This is a genomic window from Streptomyces sp. NPDC007157 (genome assembly GCF_040634235.1).
GTDB lineage: Bacteria > Actinomycetota > Actinomycetes > Streptomycetales > Streptomycetaceae > Streptomyces.
On the sequence record NZ_JBEYFE010000001.1, the window covers coordinates 297863 to 316979 of the forward strand.

The window sequence follows — 19117 nt, forward strand, 5'->3', positions numbered from 1 at the left end:
TGGCGAACGGATATCCGAACCGGAATCCAGAGGTATCAGGACGGCCGGCGATCCCTCATCGCTCCCGTGGCCGCCGGCGCAGGCATCGCGACACCGTCCTACGCGTCGCGCTGGACGACGATCATGGCCATGTCGTCGTTCAGCCGGCCGCCCGTGTACGCCCGGACGTCCGCGGCGAGCCGCTCGACCAGCGGGCCGGGCGCCTTGTCCGCCCAGGCCGTGGCGCGCTCGGCGAGCGGATAGAAGTCGCCGTCGGCGTTCCGGGCCTCGCTGACGCCGTCGGTGTACAGGACCAGCCTGTCGCCGTGCTCGAACGGGAAGGTCGCCGGCACATAGCGGGCGCCGGCACCGTCCGTGCCGTGCGCGTCGGCGGGCCACACGCCGAGGCCGAGCGGGGGCGACGGTTCGGGAACCGCCAGTGCCAGCGCCGACCTGGTGCAGCCGCGCAGCAGGAAGGGCGGCGGGTGCCCGCAGCTGATCAGATGCACCACGGACTCGTCGTCCGGGATGTCCAGGACAGCGGCGGTCACGAAGCGCTCGGCGGCGTCCTCCTTCGGCTCCGAGAACTCCGCGAGCCCCCACTGGACGGCGTCCTCGATGTAGGCGACCAGCTCCGGCAGGGGGATCTGGCGGTGGGCGGCGGCACGGAAGGCGCCCAGCACGATCGCCGTGTCACTGATGGAGGGGAGTCCCTTGCCCCGGACGTCCCCGATGAGCAGCCGCGTGGAGCCGGGGATCCGCGCGGCGGCATAGAGGTCGCCGCCGATGGTCGCGTCCGCTTCGGCGCTGCGGTACTGCGACGCGAGAGTGACGGGACCGGCCCGCTGCGGCAGGGGCCGCAGTACGACGCCCTGTGCCGCGTCGGACACCGAGCGCACCCGGACGAGCTCGCGGTCGCGCCGGTCCCGCAGCTGGGTGAAGAGGACGAAGAAGGCACAGACGGCGAGCAGGGCGGCCAGTTCGACGAGAACGCTCTCGGTGGTCAGTGACCTTCGTTCCAGGCCGGCGTAGACCAGTGCGAGGACCGCCAGTGCCCCGATCAGCGCGGTGGCGCGCGGCCCGGCGCCGACCGCGGTCACCGCGACGGCGACGACGAGGAGGTGGGCGAGATGGATGTCCGGCGGCAGGAACCCGTCGGCCACCGGGATCGCGACGATCAGCAGGAGAGGCCCGACCAGCCACAGAGGGCGTGTCGAATGACGCCATGCTCGCAGGGTCTCGACCACAGATGCAGTGATCATCGCAGCGCTCACGTCGTGCTCCGGTGCTCGTCGTCCTCCTTTCGGAACACATGCCGACATGTCCCCCATTCCCGGGCACCACCCCCTGCACCGGCCGGGCCGTTCCCGGCACCGGGCTCACTCGGCGGGAAATCGGTCGCCGAACATCGGCCACCCTCCCGCTGATTCCGGTCGGGTCGCCTCGCCCTCCCAGACATCCCAGTGCTCGGCGAGTCTGCCGTCCTCGACCCGGACCACGTCGGCGACCACCGAGGCGACGGGAGCGCCGCTGCCGGCATAGCGGCCGTACAGCATGACGTAGTCGCCTTCGGCGATAACGAACTGGTTCTCGTAGCGGAGGGTGTCGGGAAGATCTCGGACGAGACCGAAAAGCCCCTCGCGGCCCGGCGGAATATGCTGGCTGTGCTGAATGTACTTTTCGGACCAGAACTTTTCGGCTGCCGCGTAATCACGCTTTCCGAACAGGGTGTCGAAAGCATTCAGTACCAGCTCTTTGTTCTGTGCAGGCGTTGTCATGCGAGCCTCCGGTGATCGATGTGATTCCCGTGACCTCGCCCCGGCGAGAAGCCTCGCCGCGAGCGCAGAAAGTCACCCGGTTCGCCGTTGTGCTTCATATGGCCAGTATGGCTCCCGCGGCGCGGCGAGGGCGCGGTGAAGGTGGACCAGTCGGACCTAGGTTCAGGAAGGCTTGCACGAAGGGGCCGCACCGAGGCACCGAAGGCAATACTGGTGGCCAGGGAATGAACTTCTCCCGCGATAAGAACGGAAATACCCTTCCCGGAAGAGTCCTTTCCAGATCTCCCCGAATGGACCGCACAAAGGAGATCACCATGACCGAGTTCGCGCCGGTGCCCGCCACGGCGACGACCAGGGCCGCGGTGCCCGCGATCGGGCCGGCCGGCGCGCTGGAACCGGTCTCCGACGGCGGCGGCGTGCTCGTTTCCACCCTCGGGTGTTCAGTGACCGGCGTCCCCGCCGCGGCTCTCGACGCGGAAGCCGAACGGCACCGTTCCCGGGTCGAGGGCGGTGATCCCGCCGTCCACCGTGAGGGTCGCGCCGTTGACGAACGAAGCCGCGGGCGACAGCAGCCAGCCGATCGCCTCGGCGACCTCGGCCGGGTCGCCGGGGCGGGCGCTGGGCACCAGCCGCGTGGCCTGCGTGTACGCCTCCTCGACCCCGCCGGCCATGCCCTCGTCCGCCGCGAACCGGGCCATCCGCCCATCGGCCATCTCGGTGCGCACCCAGGTGGGGCACACGGTGTTGGCCCGCACCCCCTGGCTGCCGTAGTCGACGGCCACCGAGCGGCACAGCTGGAGGAGCGCGGCCTTCGAGGTGGCGTACGCGGCGTTGCCCCACCCGTTGCGCAGCGCCGCGACCGAGGCGACCGCGACCACCGCGCCGCGGGCCTCGAGCAGGTGCGGGAGGGCCGCGCGGAGGGTCAGGAAGGGGCCGGTCAGGTTGGTGCGCAGCACCTCGTCCCAGGTCTCGTCCGAGAGGTCCCCGACCGCGCCGCTGCGGCCGATGCCCGCGTTGAGGACCAGTCCGTCGAGTCTGCCGTAGCGGGCGACCGCGGTGTCGATCAGGTCCTGGACCGCCGCCGGGTCGGAGAGGTCGCCGGGGTGCGCCAGGGCGCCGGTCTCGTCGGCCAGTCGCCGCAGCGGCTCGGGCCGCCGCCCGCCGATGACGACCTGGTGCCCGGCGGCCCGCAGCAACCGGGCGGTGGCGGCACCGATGCCGGTTCCGCCACCCGTGATGACGACAACATGCGCGTCGGCCATGGCCGTTGGGCTCCTCACCAGCCGGGGATCGGGCACCCTGATCCTAGGCGGAGCCACCGGGCGGCCCCGCCGACCGCCACGGCTTCAGGCCAAGGGGTTCGGCAGCGGCAGGTAGCGCGCGTCGGCGCCGTCCGCTCCCGTCCAGCGCAGCAGCAGGTTCGTCTTGCCGGGCAGGGTCGGCGACGCCAGCAGTTCGGCCACCTCGGGGAACCGGTGCCGGGCCAGCTCCCGGCGGGCCGCGGGCCATGGATCGAACCCGGGGTGGCGCTCGGCGAGCACGGCGGCGACCTCGATCAGATGGTTGACGACCAGGCAGTACACCAGCCGCTCCCACCCGGCGGCCCGCTCCACGTCGCCCAGCAGCTTGACGCCTTCGGCGTCCCGGTACAGCGCCTGCACCGGCGTACCGTCCCCGTCCACGGCGACCAGGGTGTTCTGCAGATGCGCCTCGATGACGACGCCGTGGTCGGCGAAGGCCGTGAGCGCCGGGGGTACGACCGCGCGCAGGTACGCCTGCCACCAGGCCCCCGGATCCGCCGCCGCGGCCAGGGGGCTGCCCTCGAAGCCCTCCACCAGGCCGGCGGCGAGCAGCGGGGTCGCCCCGGGCAGCAGTGACCCGCGCAGGCCGTCCCGGACGACGACCGCGAGTTCCTCGAAGGCGAAGCGGGCGGTGCGGTAGCCACGGTCGCCGAGCCAGGCCGCGGGCCCGTCCATCGCGGCGAAGGCGGCGGTCGCGGCCGTGTCCGTGCGGCGCAGTTTCCGCAGGTCGTGCGCCCACAGCCGGCGGATGTCGTTGGTGATCCGGACGTCCAGGCTGAACTTCAGGAAGAGATCGCGCTCCGGCTCGTGGACCGTGCGGATCGCGGCCGTCGGCCAGACCGCGAAGTCGGTCTCCCGCAGTCGTACCAGACGTCCGTCGGCGAAGGCCGGGGCCAGGTCACGGGCGACCAGGTCGAGCTGCCAGGGGTGGGCCGGCAGCAGCCGGTAGCCCGGCGGTACGGCGCCCAGCGCGTCCAGCGCCGACGTGTCGCCCTCCTCGGCCACCTGGTCCTCGCGCACCCCGAGCAGCACCAGCGGGAACCGGGCGTGCGCCTCGGGCGCATACGGCAACCAGGCGGTCACCGGACCGCCGCCGCGCGCCTTCGGGGCGGGGTGGTAGGGATGGCCGGTGATGAGGGACTGCTCCGAGCGCAGATACGGGTCGTCGGGCGCCGTCGCCCGGGCGCGTGCCGTGAGAAGCGCGGCGACCACGTCCCGGCTGTCGATCATCTCGGCCGGCAGATCGCCGTTGGACAGCCCGGTGTGCGCCCGCAGCTCCTCGGCGACGAGTTTCACCAGCTCGGTGTGGCCGAGGCGGTGCCAACGGCCGGCCGCGTACACCTCGGGCGCGGCCGGCCGGCGCGCGCCGCGCACCCGCAGCAGCCGTCCGCCACCGGGCAGCCGGCAGACCCGCGGTCTCCCTTCCCCGGTGTCCGGGAACGGCTCGTCCCCGGATTCCGGGAGCGGCTCGGCCACCTCCCGCAGCAGGCAGTTGAGCAGGGGCGCGGCAGCGTACGCGTCGGCGCGCTCGCCGATGCCGTCGCCGGGGGGCATGAGATCCACGCGTTCCATTCGTTCTCTACGTCCACACAGTCCGATCACGATCAGTATGTCTGCCGTCATCAGCCATCATGACCGTCGAGCCCGTCCCCGAGGAGTCCACCCGTGCACCGTCCCTCCCCCATCGAGACACAGCTCGCCACGGAGCTGGCCGAGGCGCGGCCGGACCTGGTGTCCGGGTACACGGCCGAGCTGCCCGGTGCGCGGGCGGCGGTGCTGACCCGGCTGTGGCGGGCGCTGGCGCACGAACCGCTGCCGCGGGTGGCGCGCCGGGTACGCGGGGCGCACAGCCTGGCCCTGTGGCTGGCCGACGGGCGCGCGCTGCACGGCCCGCGCGCGGATCCGTACGCCACCGACGCGTATGTGACCGCCGTACGACTGGACGGGGTGTCGTACGACGATCCGGCGCGGTTGATGACCGATCTGGGGTGGCCGCACTCGGCCGGGTTCGCGGCCGAACTCGGGCACAGCGCGGCGTCGTTGGCGCTCTCACGGGCGGACCGGGGGTCTCCTGCGACGGAGTGGCCCGGGCAGGACTGGGAGTGGGAGCAGCGGGTGGTCGACGGGCATCCCTTCCACCCCAACTGCCGGTCCCGGCCCGGTTTCTCGGCGGTGGAGCAGCTCGCCTACGGGCCGGAGCACCGGCCGGCGGTACGGCTGGAGACGGTTCCGGTGGCGGCCGGGGAGTGTCTGCTGACGGGCGACTGGCCGGACGAACTCCGTGATGCCGGGCGGCTGTTGATTCCGGTGCATCCATGGCAGACCGCCCATGTCCTCAAGGGCGGCCCCGGCGAGCCCTGGCGGACCGCGCACCCCCTGATGTCCCTGCGCACCCTCGCCCTGCCCGGCGGACCGCATGTGAAGACCGCGCTGAGCGCCCGGCTGACCTCGTCCGTCCGGGACATCTCGACGTACTCGATCGACGCGGCCATGACCCTGTCGTCGTTCGCCACGGATCTGGCGTCCCGCACGGACGGGCTCCTGCACGTCACCCGCACCCTGGGCGCGGCCACCGCCGACTCCCCCGACCTGGCGGCCGTGTTGCGCGAGTCGCCCGAGGCGTACGCGGCGCCGGGCGAACGGGTCCTGCCGGTGGCCGCCCTGGCCACCACCACCCTCCCTGAATCGCCCTCCTGGCTGGCCGAGTTCACCCGGCTCGCGCTGACCGTGGGGCTGCGGCTGCTGGACCTGGGCGTGGCCCTGGAAGCGCACGGCCAGAACCTCCTGGTGGTGCTGTCCGAGGCCGGCGCACCGCTGCGGCTGGTCTACCGCGACCTGGCCGACATCCGCCTCAGCCCGGCCCGTCTGACCCGGCACGGCATCACCCCGCCCGAGCTGACGGGACGCCTGGTCACGGACGACGAGACGACTCTGCGCCGCAAGCTGTTCGGCTCCCTGGTCGCGGGCGCCCTGGCGGGCACGGCGGGTTCCGGACCGGCCCTGGGGGCGGCGCTGGAGACGGCCGTACGGGACCTTCCCGCCACCCCCGACCTGACGGCCCTGCTCGAAGGCCCGGTGCCGGCGAAGGCGTTGACGCTGATGCGGCTGTCGCCTGAGGCACCCGGCGACCACTGGGCGGCACTGCCGAATCCGCTGGCCGACGGGCGGTGAGCGCTCACCTTCCCGCCCGCCACCCTCCGTTGGCCTGCCGGCCGCTCTCCTTTTGGCGTCCGGACCTCGTTTTGGAGCCCGGCCCCTCTGATCAATAGGATCCGCCGATGATCAGAACACATCGGACGGCGGCAGGAGTCTGCGCTCTGCTCGCCGCCCTGGCGGCCGGGATCGCGTTCCCCGGCGGAGCGGTCGCCGACGAGACCGACCAGCCCGCTCCCAAGGTGGAGCTCGTGCTGGACGTCAGCGGTTCCATGCGGACGGCGGACATCGACGGCGGGACGCGGATGGCCGCGGCCAAGCAGGCGTTCAACGACGTGCTCGACGCGACGCCCGAGGGGGTCCAACTCGGTATCCGCACACTCGGCGCCAACTACGCCGGAAACGACAAGAAGACCGGCTGCAAGGACACCGCGCAGCTCTACCCGGTCAGCACCCTGGACCGCACCGAGGCGAAGACCGCCGTCGCCACGCTCACGCCGACCGGGTGGACCCCGATCGGCCCCGCGCTGCTCAAGGCGGCCGACGATCTCGAAGGCGGTGCCGGGACCCGCCGTATCGTCCTGATCAGCGACGGCGAGGACACCTGCCAGCCGCTGGACCCGTGCGTGGTGGCCCGCGAGATCGCCGCCAAGGGCGTCGGCCTGACCATCGACACGCTCGGCCTGGTGCCGGACGCCAAGACCCGGGACCAGCTGAGCTGCATCGCGGACGCGACCGGCGGCACCTACACCTCCGTCCAGCACAAGGAGGAACTGACCGACCGGGTCGGGCAGTTGGTGGACCGGGCCGCCGATCCGGTGGTGACGCCGGTGGCCACGAACGGCACCGGCCAGTGCTCCTCGGCACCCGCGCTGAAGTCCGGGCTGTACACCGACCGCGAGGAGTTCGGGCAGCAGCGCTGGTACAAGGTCGACGTCAACCCCGGCCAGGAGCTGCGGGCTTCGGTCAGCGTCGCCGCCGACCGGGCCGTCAACCCGGACTACGGGGTACTGCTGCGCGCGGTGACCCTGCAAGGACGCGAGATCGTGCGCGGCGAGGCGTCGGGCACGGGCCGTACGGATGTCATCTCGACCGGTCTGCGGTACCCGAAGGCCGAGAGCGACGACGACGAGGACACCACCCCGGAGACCGTCTGTCTCCAGGTGACCAACTCCTTCTCGGCCGCGTCCGGCGTGAAGACCAGCCCCGGTCTGCCCGTCGAGCTGACGGTCGACGTGGTGGACGGACCGTCGAAGGCGTCCGACGTCGCCTCCTTTGGTCTCGGCCGCGGCTGGTGGCTGCTCGGGGCGCTGGTGCTGACCGGCTTCCTCGCGGGTCTGGTGTGGGGCTGGGTGTCCCGCTGGCGGGTAGCGGTCTGGAGGACCAACTGATGTCGATCACACGTGTGTTGAGCGCCGCCCTGCTGGCGGTTGGCCTGGCCGCGGGCCCGGCGGTCGCCGACGACGCCTCGCCCTCCCCCAGCGCCTCGGAGGACGGCGGCGCCCCCACCCAGGCGGGCACGTCCTTCCGTACGGCGACCGAACTCGACCAGGGACAGCAGGCCACCGCCGGCGGATCGACCGGCGACTACCTGTACTGGTCCTTCCCCGCCGACGCCGGCCAGCGTCCCGACGTCGAGGCGACGGTGAAGCTGCCCGACTCGCACGCGGCGCAGACCTGGCAGCTCGACGTGTACGACGGGCTGCGGCGCCGCCAGGCCTGCCAGTACGGCACGGGGACCCGCGCGGTCGCGCAGGGCACCACCTCGGTGCGGCTGGCCTGTGTGACGCGCACCGTCCGGGCCTGGTCGGAGCCGTGGGCCAACGACCCGCTGCCCGGCACGTACTACGTCCGGCTGACGGTGGTGGACCTCGGCAACGCGGACCTCGGCCAGCCGGTGAGCGCCGAGGTCCGGGTGGACTCGAAGGACATCGGCGGTTCGGCCGCGGTGGACGGTGCGCTGGCGAAGCCACTGGTGCCCGGGATCGCGGTCACCTCCGAGAAGAGCGACGACGGCGACAAGAAGACCGCGGTGCTCTCCAGCTTCGGTTCCGACGACGGCTGGTCCTCCGGCTGGTGGACCGACCGCTGGGTGTGGACCGGGATCGGCGGGGTGCTGGCCGCGCTGGCCGGCATCGGCGGATACGCGTTGACCCGAGGGTCGGGACGGCCGTACCGGGTGCCGCCGGGCGCCTGACCTGACGAATCCGGTGACCGGGCCCCCGTTCGCGGCGGGCCCGGTCGCCGTTTCAGGCGTCTTGCAGCCCCTTGGCCAGCGCGCCGTCCCCGGTCACCGTCACCCGCCCGGCCCGGACCGCGTCCACCAGGCTCAACTCCCCCCGGGCCAGGGCCGTACACGTCCCGGCGTCGAGCACGAGCCGTGCGTCGGGTTCGCGCGGCGCGGGACCGTCGCCGTACACCGGGCCGTCCTCCGCACCGGCGTACAGATGGAAGTCGCCCTCCCCGAGCCGGACTTCGACCAGCCCCTCGCCGTCCAGGGCCCGCAGCAGCGGTAGCGCGAACCAGTGGGCGCGGACCGCGTCGGTGGGCCGGCGCTCGCCCAGCTCAGGCTCCCCCCACCTGCCCAGCGCCTGGACCACCGGGAGCAACTCCCGCCCACGCGCGGTGAGTTCGTAGACGTACGCCGCAGCCGGCGGGGGCAGCCGACGCCGGGTCGTGACCCCGTCCCGCTCCATGTCCTTAAGCCGGGAGGCGAGGACGTCCGTGCTGACCCCCGGCAGATCCGCGTGCAGGTCGGTGTAGCGGCGGGGACCGGCGAGCAGCTCCCGGACGATCAGCAGGGTCCAGCGGTCGCCCACCACGTCGAGGGCGCGGGCCGCGGAACAGTACTGGTCGTAGCTTCGGCGAGGTGACATGCGACGCAGTCTAGACAAGATGTTGGACTTTCCAAGCTGCTACTTGGTAAAACCAAGCAACACGAGTTTCCGGAGGGGCGCATGGAGTTCCGGCAGTCCAACAAGCTCAGCGAGGTCTGTTACGAGATCCGCGGGCCGGTGATCGAACACGCCAACGCGCTGGAGGAGGCGGGCCACAGCGTGCTGCGCCTGAACACCGGCAACCCGGCGGCCTTCGGCTTCGAGGCACCGGAGGAGATCCTCCAGGACATGATCCGGATGCTCCCGCAGGCACACGGCTACACCGACTCGCGCGGCATCCTCTCCGCCCGCCGGGCCGTGGCCCAGCGCTACCAGGCACTCGGCCTGGAGGTGGGCGTCGACGACGTCTTCCTCGGCAACGGCGTCTCGGAACTGGTCTCCATGGCCGTACAGGCGCTGATCGAGGACGGCGACCAAGTCCTCATCCCGGCCCCGGACTTCCCCCTCTGGACGGCCGTGACCACCCTCGCCGGCGGCAAGGCGGTGCACTACCTCTGCGACGAACAGGCGGACTGGTACCCGGACCTGGCCGACATGGAGTCGAAGATCACGGACCGCACCAAGGCCGTGGTCATCATCAACCCCAACAACCCCACGGGTGCCGTCTACCCGAAGGAGATCGTCGAGGGCATCCTCGACCTGGCCCGCCGGCACGGCCTGATGGTCTTCGCGGACGAGATCTACGACCAGATCCTGTACGACGACGCCGTCCACCACTCGGCCGCGGCCCTCGCCCCCGACCTGGTGGTCCTCACCTTCTGCGGCCTGTCCAAGACCTACCGGGTGGCCGGCTTCCGCTCCGGCTGGCTGGTCGTCACGGGCCCCAAGCAGCACGCGAAGAACTACCTGGAAGGCCTCACCATGCTGGCCTCCATGCGGCTGTGCGCCAACGCGCCCGCCCAGTACGCCATCCAGGCCGCGCTCGGCGGCCGCCAGTCCATCCGCGAACTCGTCGTCCCCGGCGGCCGGTTGCACGAGCAGCGCACGGTGGCCTGGGAGAAGCTCAACGAGATCCCCGGCGTGAGCTGCGTCAAACCCAAGGGCGCCCTGTACGCCTTCCCTCGCATCGATCCCAAGGTGCACCCGATCCACGACGACGAGAAGTTCGTCCTCGACCTGCTCCTCCAGGAGAAGATCCAGGTCGTCCAGGGCACCGGCTTCAACTGGCCCACCCCGGACCACTTCCGCATCCTCACCCTCCCGCACGCGGACGACCTGGAGACCGCGATCGGCCGGATCGGGCGGTTCCTGAGCGGATACCGGCAGTAGGCCTGAGCGGATACCGGCAATAGAACCGTGCCTGGGCCGGGCAACCCGGGTAACCCCTCCCCATGACCCAGCGCCCGCTGCTCCTCCTCGACGTCGACGGACCCCTCAACCCGTTCCGGGCCCGGCTGCTCCGGCACCGCGGGTACGTGACCCACGACTGCACCCGGCGAACTGGTCCGCCCGCCAGCAGCCGGGCTCCCGCAGGCTGCGCCGCGGCCTGCGGGTGCGGCTGCACCCGGGGCACGGGGCGCGGCTGCTCACGCTGCCGTACGAGCCGGCCTGGGCCACCACCTGGATGCATGAGGCCAACGAGATGATCGGTCCGGCCGTCGGGCTGCCCGAACTGCCCGTCATCGAGTGGCCCGAGCTGTTCGCCAGGGATCCGGACGGGCTGTACTGGAAGACGCGGACCGTCGTGGCGTGGGCGGCTGGGCGGCCGTTCGTCTGGGTGGACGACATGGTCACCGACCTGGACGTCCGCCATGTCGCCGAGCACCACGACGCCCCCGCGTTACTCCTTCCGGTCGACCCCCGCCACGGTCTACGGGCGCGTGAGTTCGCCGAACTGGAACGCTGGGCTCATAGCCTCTGACGTATGGCTGATGTCTTTCTCGTCCGGCACGGTGAGACCGAGTGGTCGCGGTCCGGACGGCATACCGGGTGGACCGACGTGCCCCTGACCGAGCACGGGCGGGAGGAGGCCCGGCGGCTGCTGCCGCTGATCCGCTCGCACCGCATCGGCGCCGCCTTCGTCAGCCCGCTCCAGCGGGCCCGGGAGACCGCCGAGCTGATCGGGGTGCCCGACGCCCGGGTCGACACCGACCTGCGGGAATGGGACTACGGCGGCTACGAGGGCGTGACCACCGTGGAGATCCAGCGCACCCGGCCGGGCTGGTTCCTCTTCACCGACGGGGTCGCGCCCGGTCCGCCGAAGCACCCCGGGGAGACCCCGGAGCAGGTCGGGGAGCGGGCCGACCGGATGCTGTCCAAGGTCGAGGCCGCCCTCGCCAACACGGAGGGGGTCGTGCTGCTGGTCGCCCACGGCCACTTCCTGCGCGTTCTGACCGCCCGCCGCCTCGGACTGCCCCCGTCCGACGGCGCCCTCTTCCAACTGGCGACCGGCACCCTGTGCCGCCTCGGCACGGAACACGACCGCCCGGTCATCGCCGGGTGGAACATCCGACCGGGCGAGCCGGGCAGGTAACGGCGGTCGGCGGTCGGCGGTCGATGATCTTCGTCCGGTCGAGTGTCAGTGCGCGGTCGTAGCCTTCGAGACACGGATCGATACGCGTCCGTACGGGTCGTCCGTACGGATCGACGCCCGGGAGGAGCCCGCCGTGACCCGACCGCCCACCGCCGCGCAACGGCGGGTCATCGATGCCGCCGATCCGGTGAGCGGGCGGCTGCGGGGCACGGAGACGCAGTTGGCGGCGCTGGTGAGACGAGGGCTCGCCTTTCGGCATCCACGGCCGCCGCACGACCACTTCCTGACGCCCGCGGGGCATCGGATACGGGAGGAGGAGACGGCGGCTCCGCAGCCCCCGGCGATGGCCCCGGCCGAGCCGGACCGGGTGTTCGCCGCGCGGGTCGGCGGTGAGGAGGCCGCCGCCGACGGGCCCGCTCGGGCACGGGAGGTGCACAGCGCCTGGCAGGGGCTCCTGGAGCTGCGCCGGATGACCAACCCCGACGGTGCCACGGACCGGCCGTGCGGCTGGGAACGCAAGCATCTGGTGCGGGCCGCCGCGCTGGCCCTGGAGGCGGCCGGGCACCCGCCCGAGGGACCGACGACCACCGGCTACCGGGTGCGGGCGACCCCGCAGCCCGAGGCGGTCGCCGTGTACGCGCCGGCGGGCGAGCCGCTGCGGGCATGCGCGGCCACCCTGGAGCGGGCGGGGTGGCAGACCGGCGAGTACACGGAGCCGCGGACTCGAACGCGCTATCTGCTGGCATCTCCGCGCCGGGTGTGACGGCTGTGCCAGGATGCCGACAAAGGATCAGTGCGTCGTACACGAGACGTCGTGCACGAGACGTCGTACACGAGAAGGGGAAGTCGTGAGCGAACCGTATTCCGTGCGCGTCACGGTCCGTGGCTACGAGACCGATGTGCAGGGCCATCTGAACCAGGCGGTGTACCTCAACTACGCCGAGCACGCCCGCTGGTCGCTGCTCCAGGCCGCCGGGATCACCCAGGCCGGGCTGGGCGGGCGGGGCCTGGGCCCGGTGGCGCTGGAGACGACCATCCGGTACAAGCGGGAGCTACTCGCCGGTGACGAGGTCGATGTGACCTGCGTGTTCGAATGGAGCGAGGGCAAGACGTTCCGGCTGCTCCAGTCGATCACCAAGGCGGACGGCACGCCGGCCGCCGAGGTGGAAGCGGTGGGCGGGCTGCTGGACCTCAAGGCCAGGCGGCTGATCGACCGTCCGAGTGAGGTCTTCAGGGAACTGGCCTCGGACCCGGACCTGTTCGGCTTCTGAGGGCCCGGCGCACCGCCACCGCCCGGTCCGGCACCGGCCACGCGGTCGATGCCGGCCACGCGGTCGACGCCGGCCACGCGGTCGACGCCGGCCACGCGGTCGACGCCGGCTACGCGTCGAGCAGTTCGGGCTGGTGCTCGGCGTCGTAGGCCGCCCGCGCCTGCGCGATGTAACCGCGGTTGCGCTCGGCCCAGTCGGTCAGCCGCTGCAGCGTCTCGTGCAGTTCCAGAGCCACCGGGGTGAGTCCGTACTCCACCTTCGGCGGCACGGTCGGATACACGGTGCGGGTCACCAGCCCGTCGCGCTCCAGGTTGCGCAGGGTGAGGGTCAGCATCCGGCGGCTGATGCCCTCGATTCCGCGCTCCAGCTCGGTGAAGCGGATGGGGCCGTGCGAGGCCGCGACCAGGATCTGGACGCTCCATTTGCCGGCGACCCTGTCAAGAACCTCGCGGACCGGGCAGGTGCCCGCGTTCACGACCTGGACGGTTACACCGGTGTTCCTCTGGGACATCGAGCTGCCTCCTTACGTCTCCCCCCATGGTCACTCACCATGAACTCCGTTACAAGTCGTGCACCTTGTGCACGATCGGTTCCTGTTCAGCTGCCCGGTGAGTTTCTACGGCGATTGCGGAGGCCCGAGGCCATGTCGACCACGACCGGAAAACCGACGCCGACACCGCCGACACCGGCGGCCCCGGTGACACTCCCACGAACATACCCCCGTTGGGCGTCCCTCGCCGTTCTGTGCGCGGGAACCCTGATGACCGTCGTCGACGGCAACATCGTCACGGTGGCGATGCCCGCCATCCAGCGCGACCTGGGTTTCAGCGGTCCCGGGCTGGCCTGGGTCGTGAACGCGTATCTGATCCCGTTCGGCGGGCTGCTCCTGCTGGCGGGGCGTCTCGGCGACCTGCTGGGCCGCAAGCGGATGTTCACGACGGGCCTTGCACTGTTCACGGTCGCCTCCTTGCTGTGCGCGGTGGCGACCGGGCAGGGGGTGCTGATCGCGGCGCGGGCGATGCAGGGCGTGGGCGGGGCGATGACCTCCGCGGTGGTGCTCGGCATGCTGGTCGCCCTCTACCCGCAGCCGCGTGAACAGGGCCGGGCCATCGCGGTGTTCAGCGCGGTCGGCGCGGCGGGCGGCGCGCTCGGCACCTTCCTGGGCGGGGCGCTCACCCAGGCGCTGGGCTGGCACTGGATCTTCCTGATCAACCTGCCGACAGGGCTGGCCGGCTGGTTCGCGGCCACCCGGATCCTCGCCCCGGAGCGGGGCGCCAGCCTGCGTCAGGGCGCCGACTTCCCGGGCGCCGCGCTGGTCACCGGCGCCCTGATGCTCACGGTCTACGTCATCGTCGGCGCCGGCGACCGCGGCCCGCTGGCCACTCTCCTCCTGGCGGCCCTGGCCGTCGCCCTGTTCACGGCGTTCGTCCTCCGGCAGGCACGTGCCCGGCGCCCGCTGCTGCGCCTGCGGCTGCTGCGCTCCCGGCTGCTCGCCGGTGCCAACGGCGTACAGGTGCTGATGATCGCGACGATGTACGGCTTCCAGTTCCTCGGCGCGCTGTACCTCCAACGGGTCCTCGGCTACGGCGAGTTGGCGACCGGCACGGCCTTCCTGCCGGCGCCGGTCGCGATCGGGCTGCTGATGCTGGGGCTGTCCGCGCGGACGATCGCCCGCTACGGCGCGTACCGGGTCCTGCTCTGCGGTCTGGTGCTGATCGTCGCCGGGACGGCCCTGTTGAGCCGGATACCGGTCGACGCCTCGTACGCCGTCGACGTGCTGCCGCCGCTGCTGCTGCTCGCCGCCGGATTCGCCGCGGCGATGCCGGCGCTGACCGGGCTGGCGATGTCCGGGGCGCGGGCGGAGGACGCGGGTCTGGCGTCCGGGCTGTTCAACACCACGCAGGTGGTGGGCGGTTCGCTGGGGCTCGCGGTACTGAGCACGCTGGCGGCGAGCCGCACCGGCGGACTCCTCGACCGGGGTGCGGAGTTGATCCCCGCCACGGCGGAGGGCTACCGGCTGGCGTTCGGGGCGGCCACCGGGATCGCGCTGGCCGCCCTGGTGCTGGCGGCGGCGGTCCTGCGGCCGCGGAACCGGTGAGCCGGCACCACGGCCGCCGCGGGCCCTGCGTCGGTGCGCCTCAACTCGCCTCGAAGAGACCCCTGTTGTCATCGGCCCAGGTACGGAAGGTCCGGGCCGGGCGGCCCAGCGCCTCGGCCACGTCCTCGGTGACCGACGCATTACCTCCGGCGCGGACGAACGCCAGGCCGGCCAGGACGCCTTCCACCCGGCTCCCGTCCATGCCCCAGGCCGTGCGGAGGAAGTCACGGGTCTCGTCCGGGGAAAGGTCCCGGGTCGGGACCGGGCGGCCGAGGACCGCGGCGAGCACGGCGGCCTGGCCTGGCACGGTGATCGCCTCGGGACCGGTCAGGACGTATGTCCGCCCGGCATGCCCGGCGTCGAGCAGGGCCCGCACCGCGACCTCGGCGATGTCCCGCGGGTCGATCACGCCCGAGGCGCCGTCCCCGGTCATGTTGGGCACCGGCTGGCCCGCCCCGAGCGCTTTCATCCAGGTCAGCGTGTTGGAGGCGAAGGACGACGGCTGGAGGACCGTCCAGGCGAGCCCGCTGTCCCGCACCGCCCGCTCCCCGTCGACATGCCACTGCGCGGAGGGGCCGGAGGCGGGATCGCCGGTGGCGATGGCGGAGAGTTTCACCAGCCGCTGCACGCCCGCGGTCCGTGCCGCGGCGACCAGCGCCGCGTCCGCTCCCCCGTCGGGACCGGGCGGCCGGAGCAGGAACGCGGCCGTCGCCCCGGCCAGCGCGGCGTCCAGGGAGGCGGGGTCACCGTAGTCCCCGCGTACCACCTCCACCCCGGCGGGCACCCGCGCCTTCGCCGGGTCGCGGGTGAGCGCGCGCACCTTCGTACCGCGCGCGGCCAACTGTCGTACGACGTCACTGCCGATGGTGCCCGTGGCACCCGTCACCAGAATCATGCGGACCACGATGGGCGGGTCCGGGCGGCCGGCTCTTGGAAATTCCGGCACGGCCGGGCCGCCCGGACGGTGGCGCGGCTCGCTTACCGTGGAAGCGTGCCGATGACCACCGCCCAGTCGCTTCCGACCCCGCCCGAGGGGCTGCGCCCGTGGGTCGCCGAGGTGCGGACCATGTCCTTCGCCGAGCGGCCCGAGGGGACGTTCGTCCATTTGCCGGACGCGGTGACCAAGGTGGTGCTGCGGGTGACGGGGGACGGGACGCGTGACGTCCTGGCCGTCGGGCCACGGGTGCGGGCGACCTACCACGAGGGCAAGGCGCACATCGCGTGTGTGGAGTTGCGTCTCGCTCCGGGAACCGCCCGACCCCTGCTGGGTGTTCCGGCCGCGGGGCTGGTCGGCCGGGTGGTGCCGCTGGACGCCCTGCCGGGCGGGGTGGCCCGCCGGTTCGCACGCGAGGTGCGGTGGCTGGATCCGCGGGAGGCGCTGCCGCGCATCACCGAGGTGCTGCCCGGGATGCTGTCGGAGCAGCCGGATCCGGCCCGGACGGCGCTGCTGCGGGCGGGTGTCGAGGCCCTGTCGGTGCGGCTGGACCGGGCGCCCGCCCAGGTACGGGACGTGGCCCGGGAACTGGCGGTGAGTGAGCGTCAGTTGCGGAACCTGTTCACCGACGGCGTCGGTGTCTCCCCGAAGCACTACGCCCGTATCGACCGTGTCCGCACCCTCGCCGCACGGGCGGGCAGCGCGGGCTGGTCCGAACTGGCGGCCGCCACCGGCTACTTCGACCAGTCGCACATGACGACCGACTTCCGTGCCCTGATGGGTGTCCCGCCCCGCTCCTACCTGACCGGCCGCCTCCCCGCACTCAGCCCCTGCCGGGGTGCCCGGACCGCGGGCTGAATTCGGATGCGCGACGGCGGCCGTGGCTGCCATGCTGCGTGATCATGTCCGCCCGTCGTGTCAGGCCCAGTTGCTGCATCTCCGTCGACATCGAGGCCGACGGCCCGATCCCGGGGCCGTACTCCATGCTGAGCATCGGCGCGGCCGTCGCCGGCACGCAGGACGCCGACGGGTTCACCCCGGCGGACCCGGAGGAACACACCTTCTACCGCGAACTGCGACCGATCAGCGCGGACTTCGACCCCGAGGCGCTCGCCGTGAGCGGCCTGGACCGGGCGCGGCTGGCGGCGGAGGGTGCCGAACCCGGCGTGGCGCTGGCCGAGTTCGGCGACTGGGTGCGTGCGGTGAGCGCCGGTGCGCAGCCGGTGATGTGCGGGTATCCGGCGTCGTACGACTGGATGTTCCTGTACTGGTACCTGATCCGCTTCACCGGTTCGAGCCCCTTCGGGCACTCCGGCTGCCTGGACATGAAGACGCTCTACGCGACGAAGGCGGGGCTGCCGCTGCGGGCGGTGGCGAAGCGGACCATGCCCGCGCGGCTGCTCTCGGCCCGCCCGCACACGCACCACGCCCTCGACGACGCGATCGAGCAGGCGGACCTGCTCGCCGGTCTCATGGCCTGGCCGGGTCCCCCCGACTCGCAGTGACCTCCTGTCGGCAGCCGAACGGCATTCCGAGGTTGTCGCGCCGGTCCCAACCGCCTTTTCGGATACCGCGTCTGCTTCGACCCGGCCGTCGTGCCCGCCGAGCAGGACGGTCCCGGCACGCTCGGCCGGTTCGTCTGCTCCGGCGCGTTGGTCATGCACCGGCCCGGCACGGACGCCGTCAGCTTCGGCGGCATCCGCGAAGGTCCACGGGGGCGGTTACGAGATCGACTGAGGCGACACGACCGGCACGGCCCCCGGGTTCTCCGGGGCTTCGCAGTCCGTGCCGTTCGCTTCCGTGTGCCGCCGGCCCAGGTGGTTGAAGACGAGGTTGAGAAGTACGGCCGCCACACAGCCCGTCGAGATGCCCGAGTCCAGGACGATCCGGGCGGTCTCCGGGAAGGCGTGGTAGAAGTCCGGCGCGGTGATCGGGACGATGCCCACGGCGAGTGAGACGGCGACGATCAGCACGTTCTCGTCCTTCTCCAGCCCGGCCTTGACCAGGGTCTGGATGCCGCTGGCCGCCACCGAGCCGAAGAGGACCACGCCCGCGCCGCCCAGCACCGGGCGGGGCACGACGGCGATCAGCGACGCGGCCGCCGGGCACAGGCCCATCAGCACCAGGAAGCCGCCGCCGACCGCGACCACGAACCGGCTGCGGATGCGGGTCATCGCGACCAGGCCGATGTTCTGGGCGAAGGCGCTGCACATGAACCCGTTGAAGAGCGGGCTGATCGCCGAGCCGAGGGTGTCGGCGCGCAGCCCGGCCGCGATCGTCCGCTCGTCCGCGGGCCGTTCGACGATCTCGCCCAGCGCCAGCATGTCCGCGGTCGACTCGGTCATCGAGACCACCATCACCACGCACATGGAGAGGACGGCGGCGATGTGGAACTGCGGGGCGCCGAAGTGGAAGGGGGTCGGGAAGCCGATGACGTCCGCGTCCGCGACCGGGCCGAAGTCCGTGACGCCGAACGGCAGCGCGACGACCGTGCCGACGACCAGGCCGATCAACACGGCGACCTGCTTGACGAAACCCCGGGTGAAGCGGCGCAGGAGCAGGACCACGAGAAGGGTCGCGGCGGCCAGGCCCAGGTACTTGGCCGCCCCGTAGTCGGGCGCCGCCGGGTCGGGGCCCTGCGCCCAGCCGAAGGCCACCGGGAGCAGCGAGACGCCGATGAGGGTGATGACCGTGCCGGTGACGACGGGCGGGAAGAAGCGGACCGCCTTGCTGAAGAAGGGGGCGGCCAGGAAGCCGAGGAGGCCGGCGACGATCACCGCGCCGAAGATGACCGGCAGGGCGTCGGACTTGTCGTGGGTGGAGGCGGCGATCGCGGTCATCGGGGCGACCCCGGCGAAGGTGACGCCGTTGACGAAGGGCAGCCGGGCGCCGATCTTCCAGATGCCGAGGGTCTGCAGGAAGGTGGCGAGGCCCGCGGTGAAGAGGCAGGCTCCGGTGAGGAAGGTCAGTTCGGTGCCGGACAGGCCGATGGCCGCGCCGACGATCAGGGGCGGGGCGACGACTCCGGCGTACATGGCGGCCACGTGCTGAAGGCCCGTGGTGGCCATTTTCAGGGGCGGGAGTTTCTCGTCGACAGGGTGCGAGGACACGGCGGCTCTCCTCCGGTCGGGTACGCGTCGGCTCTGACGCGGGTTTCAGGGAGGTGGTGCGTGTTGGTCATGGGGACACCTCCCGCTCGAGCGAGGCCGAGAGTGGGGGAGGGACCGAGGGGG

General features: G+C 72.4%; 18 protein-coding genes and 1 pseudogene. 11 read left to right on the forward strand and 8 right to left on the reverse strand.

Features of this window, described 5'->3' with window-relative positions:
• Window positions 1–98: 98 nt before the first annotated feature.
• From ABZ642_RS01320 to ABZ642_RS01335, 4 genes are all read right to left on the reverse strand, one after another.
• On the reverse strand, window positions 99–1241 hold the full coding sequence (locus tag ABZ642_RS01320) for a PP2C family protein-serine/threonine phosphatase (protein ID WP_360475154.1): 1143 nt from the start codon (window positions 1239–1241) through the stop codon (window positions 99–101).
• A gap of 117 nt (window positions 1242–1358) precedes the next feature.
• Window positions 1359–1757, reverse strand: coding sequence for a nuclear transport factor 2 family protein (locus ABZ642_RS01325; RefSeq protein ID WP_360475157.1), 399 nt, complete (start codon window positions 1755–1757; stop codon window positions 1359–1361).
• A 440-nt stretch (window positions 1758–2197) separates the two neighbouring features.
• Window positions 2198–3019 carry an SDR family oxidoreductase gene (locus ABZ642_RS01330; RefSeq protein ID WP_360475160.1) on the reverse strand — a complete coding sequence of 274 codons (822 nt, stop codon included), beginning with the start codon at window positions 3017–3019 and terminating at the stop codon, window positions 2198–2200.
• Between the two features lie 84 nt (window positions 3020–3103).
• Window positions 3104–4630 (reverse strand): IucA/IucC family protein, encoded by a 1527-nt coding sequence (locus ABZ642_RS01335; protein ID WP_360475163.1) that lies wholly within the window; start codon window positions 4628–4630, stop codon window positions 3104–3106.
• Between the two features lie 93 nt (window positions 4631–4723).
• Between ABZ642_RS01335 and ABZ642_RS01340 the strand changes: the two genes are divergently transcribed.
• The 3 genes from ABZ642_RS01340 to ABZ642_RS01350 all read left to right on the forward strand — a co-directional run bounded on the left by ABZ642_RS01340 (window position 4724) and on the right by ABZ642_RS01350 (window position 8408).
• Complete coding sequence (locus ABZ642_RS01340; RefSeq protein ID WP_360475166.1) at window positions 4724–6229, forward strand: IucA/IucC family protein; 1506 nt, start codon at window positions 4724–4726, stop codon at window positions 6227–6229.
• 107 nt (window positions 6230–6336) lie between these two features.
• Window positions 6337–7602: a VWA domain-containing protein gene (locus ABZ642_RS01345; protein WP_360475169.1), complete on the forward strand. Its 1266-nt coding sequence runs from the start codon at window positions 6337–6339 to the stop codon at window positions 7600–7602.
• Complete coding sequence (locus ABZ642_RS01350) at window positions 7602–8408, forward strand: hypothetical protein (protein ID WP_360475172.1); 807 nt, start codon at window positions 7602–7604, stop codon at window positions 8406–8408. The genes ABZ642_RS01345 and ABZ642_RS01350 overlap by 1 nt, the downstream gene beginning before the upstream one ends.
• Before the next feature lie 52 nt (window positions 8409–8460).
• On the opposite strand, the gene ABZ642_RS01355 is transcribed toward ABZ642_RS01350, so the two are convergent.
• A complete protein-coding gene (locus tag ABZ642_RS01355) occupies window positions 8461–9087 on the reverse strand; it encodes a winged helix-turn-helix transcriptional regulator (protein WP_360475175.1) in 627 nt (208 codons plus the stop codon).
• A gap of 81 nt (window positions 9088–9168) precedes the next feature.
• Here ABZ642_RS01355 and ABZ642_RS01360 point away from each other — a divergent pair, with 81 nt between their 5' ends.
• The 5 genes and pseudogenes from ABZ642_RS01360 to ABZ642_RS01380 all read left to right on the forward strand — a co-directional run bounded on the left by ABZ642_RS01360 (window position 9169) and on the right by ABZ642_RS01380 (window position 12852).
• Window positions 9169–10377: a pyridoxal phosphate-dependent aminotransferase gene (locus ABZ642_RS01360; protein ID WP_360475177.1), complete on the forward strand. Its 1209-nt coding sequence runs from the start codon at window positions 9169–9171 to the stop codon at window positions 10375–10377.
• Between the two features lie 62 nt (window positions 10378–10439).
• Window positions 10440–10969, forward strand: a pseudogene (locus ABZ642_RS01365) (hypothetical protein).
• 3 nt (window positions 10970–10972) lie between these two features.
• Window positions 10973–11581, forward strand: coding sequence for a histidine phosphatase family protein (locus ABZ642_RS01370; protein WP_360475180.1), 609 nt, complete (start codon window positions 10973–10975; stop codon window positions 11579–11581).
• Between the two features lie 133 nt (window positions 11582–11714).
• Window positions 11715–12344 (forward strand): hypothetical protein, encoded by a 630-nt coding sequence (locus ABZ642_RS01375; protein WP_360475183.1) that lies wholly within the window; start codon window positions 11715–11717, stop codon window positions 12342–12344.
• An 85-nt stretch (window positions 12345–12429) separates the two neighbouring features.
• Window positions 12430–12852, forward strand: coding sequence for an acyl-CoA thioesterase (locus ABZ642_RS01380; protein WP_360475186.1), 423 nt, complete (start codon window positions 12430–12432; stop codon window positions 12850–12852).
• A 109-nt stretch (window positions 12853–12961) separates the two neighbouring features.
• Here ABZ642_RS01380 and ABZ642_RS01385 read toward each other — a convergent pair whose 3' ends face one another.
• Complete coding sequence (locus ABZ642_RS01385) at window positions 12962–13363, reverse strand: helix-turn-helix domain-containing protein (protein ID WP_360475189.1); 402 nt, start codon at window positions 13361–13363, stop codon at window positions 12962–12964.
• A 132-nt stretch (window positions 13364–13495) separates the two neighbouring features.
• Here ABZ642_RS01385 and ABZ642_RS01390 point away from each other — a divergent pair, with 132 nt between their 5' ends.
• Complete coding sequence (locus ABZ642_RS01390; RefSeq protein ID WP_360475192.1) at window positions 13496–14950, forward strand: MFS transporter; 1455 nt, start codon at window positions 13496–13498, stop codon at window positions 14948–14950.
• Window positions 14951–14990: 40 nt separating this feature from the next.
• Here ABZ642_RS01390 and ABZ642_RS01395 read toward each other — a convergent pair whose 3' ends face one another.
• Window positions 14991–15854, reverse strand: coding sequence for an NAD(P)H-binding protein (locus ABZ642_RS01395; RefSeq protein WP_360475195.1), 864 nt, complete (start codon window positions 15852–15854; stop codon window positions 14991–14993).
• A 93-nt stretch (window positions 15855–15947) separates the two neighbouring features.
• Between ABZ642_RS01395 and ABZ642_RS01400 the strand changes: the two genes are divergently transcribed.
• Together ABZ642_RS01400 and ABZ642_RS01405 are read left to right on the forward strand one after the other, a co-directional pair.
• Window positions 15948–16742 (forward strand): helix-turn-helix domain-containing protein, encoded by a 795-nt coding sequence (locus ABZ642_RS01400; RefSeq protein ID WP_360476053.1) that lies wholly within the window; start codon window positions 15948–15950, stop codon window positions 16740–16742.
• A gap of 44 nt (window positions 16743–16786) precedes the next feature.
• The gene (locus ABZ642_RS01405) at window positions 16787–17389 is read left to right on the forward strand and encodes an exonuclease (RefSeq protein WP_360475198.1); all 603 of its coding nucleotides are present in this window, start codon (window positions 16787–16789) and stop codon (window positions 17387–17389) included.
• Window positions 17390–17605: 216 nt separating this feature from the next.
• Here the strand turns inward: ABZ642_RS01405 and ABZ642_RS01410 are convergent, their stop codons facing one another.
• Complete coding sequence (locus ABZ642_RS01410) at window positions 17606–18994, reverse strand: nucleobase:cation symporter-2 family protein (protein WP_360475201.1); 1389 nt, start codon at window positions 18992–18994, stop codon at window positions 17606–17608.
• Window positions 18995–19117: the final 123 nt, after the last annotated feature.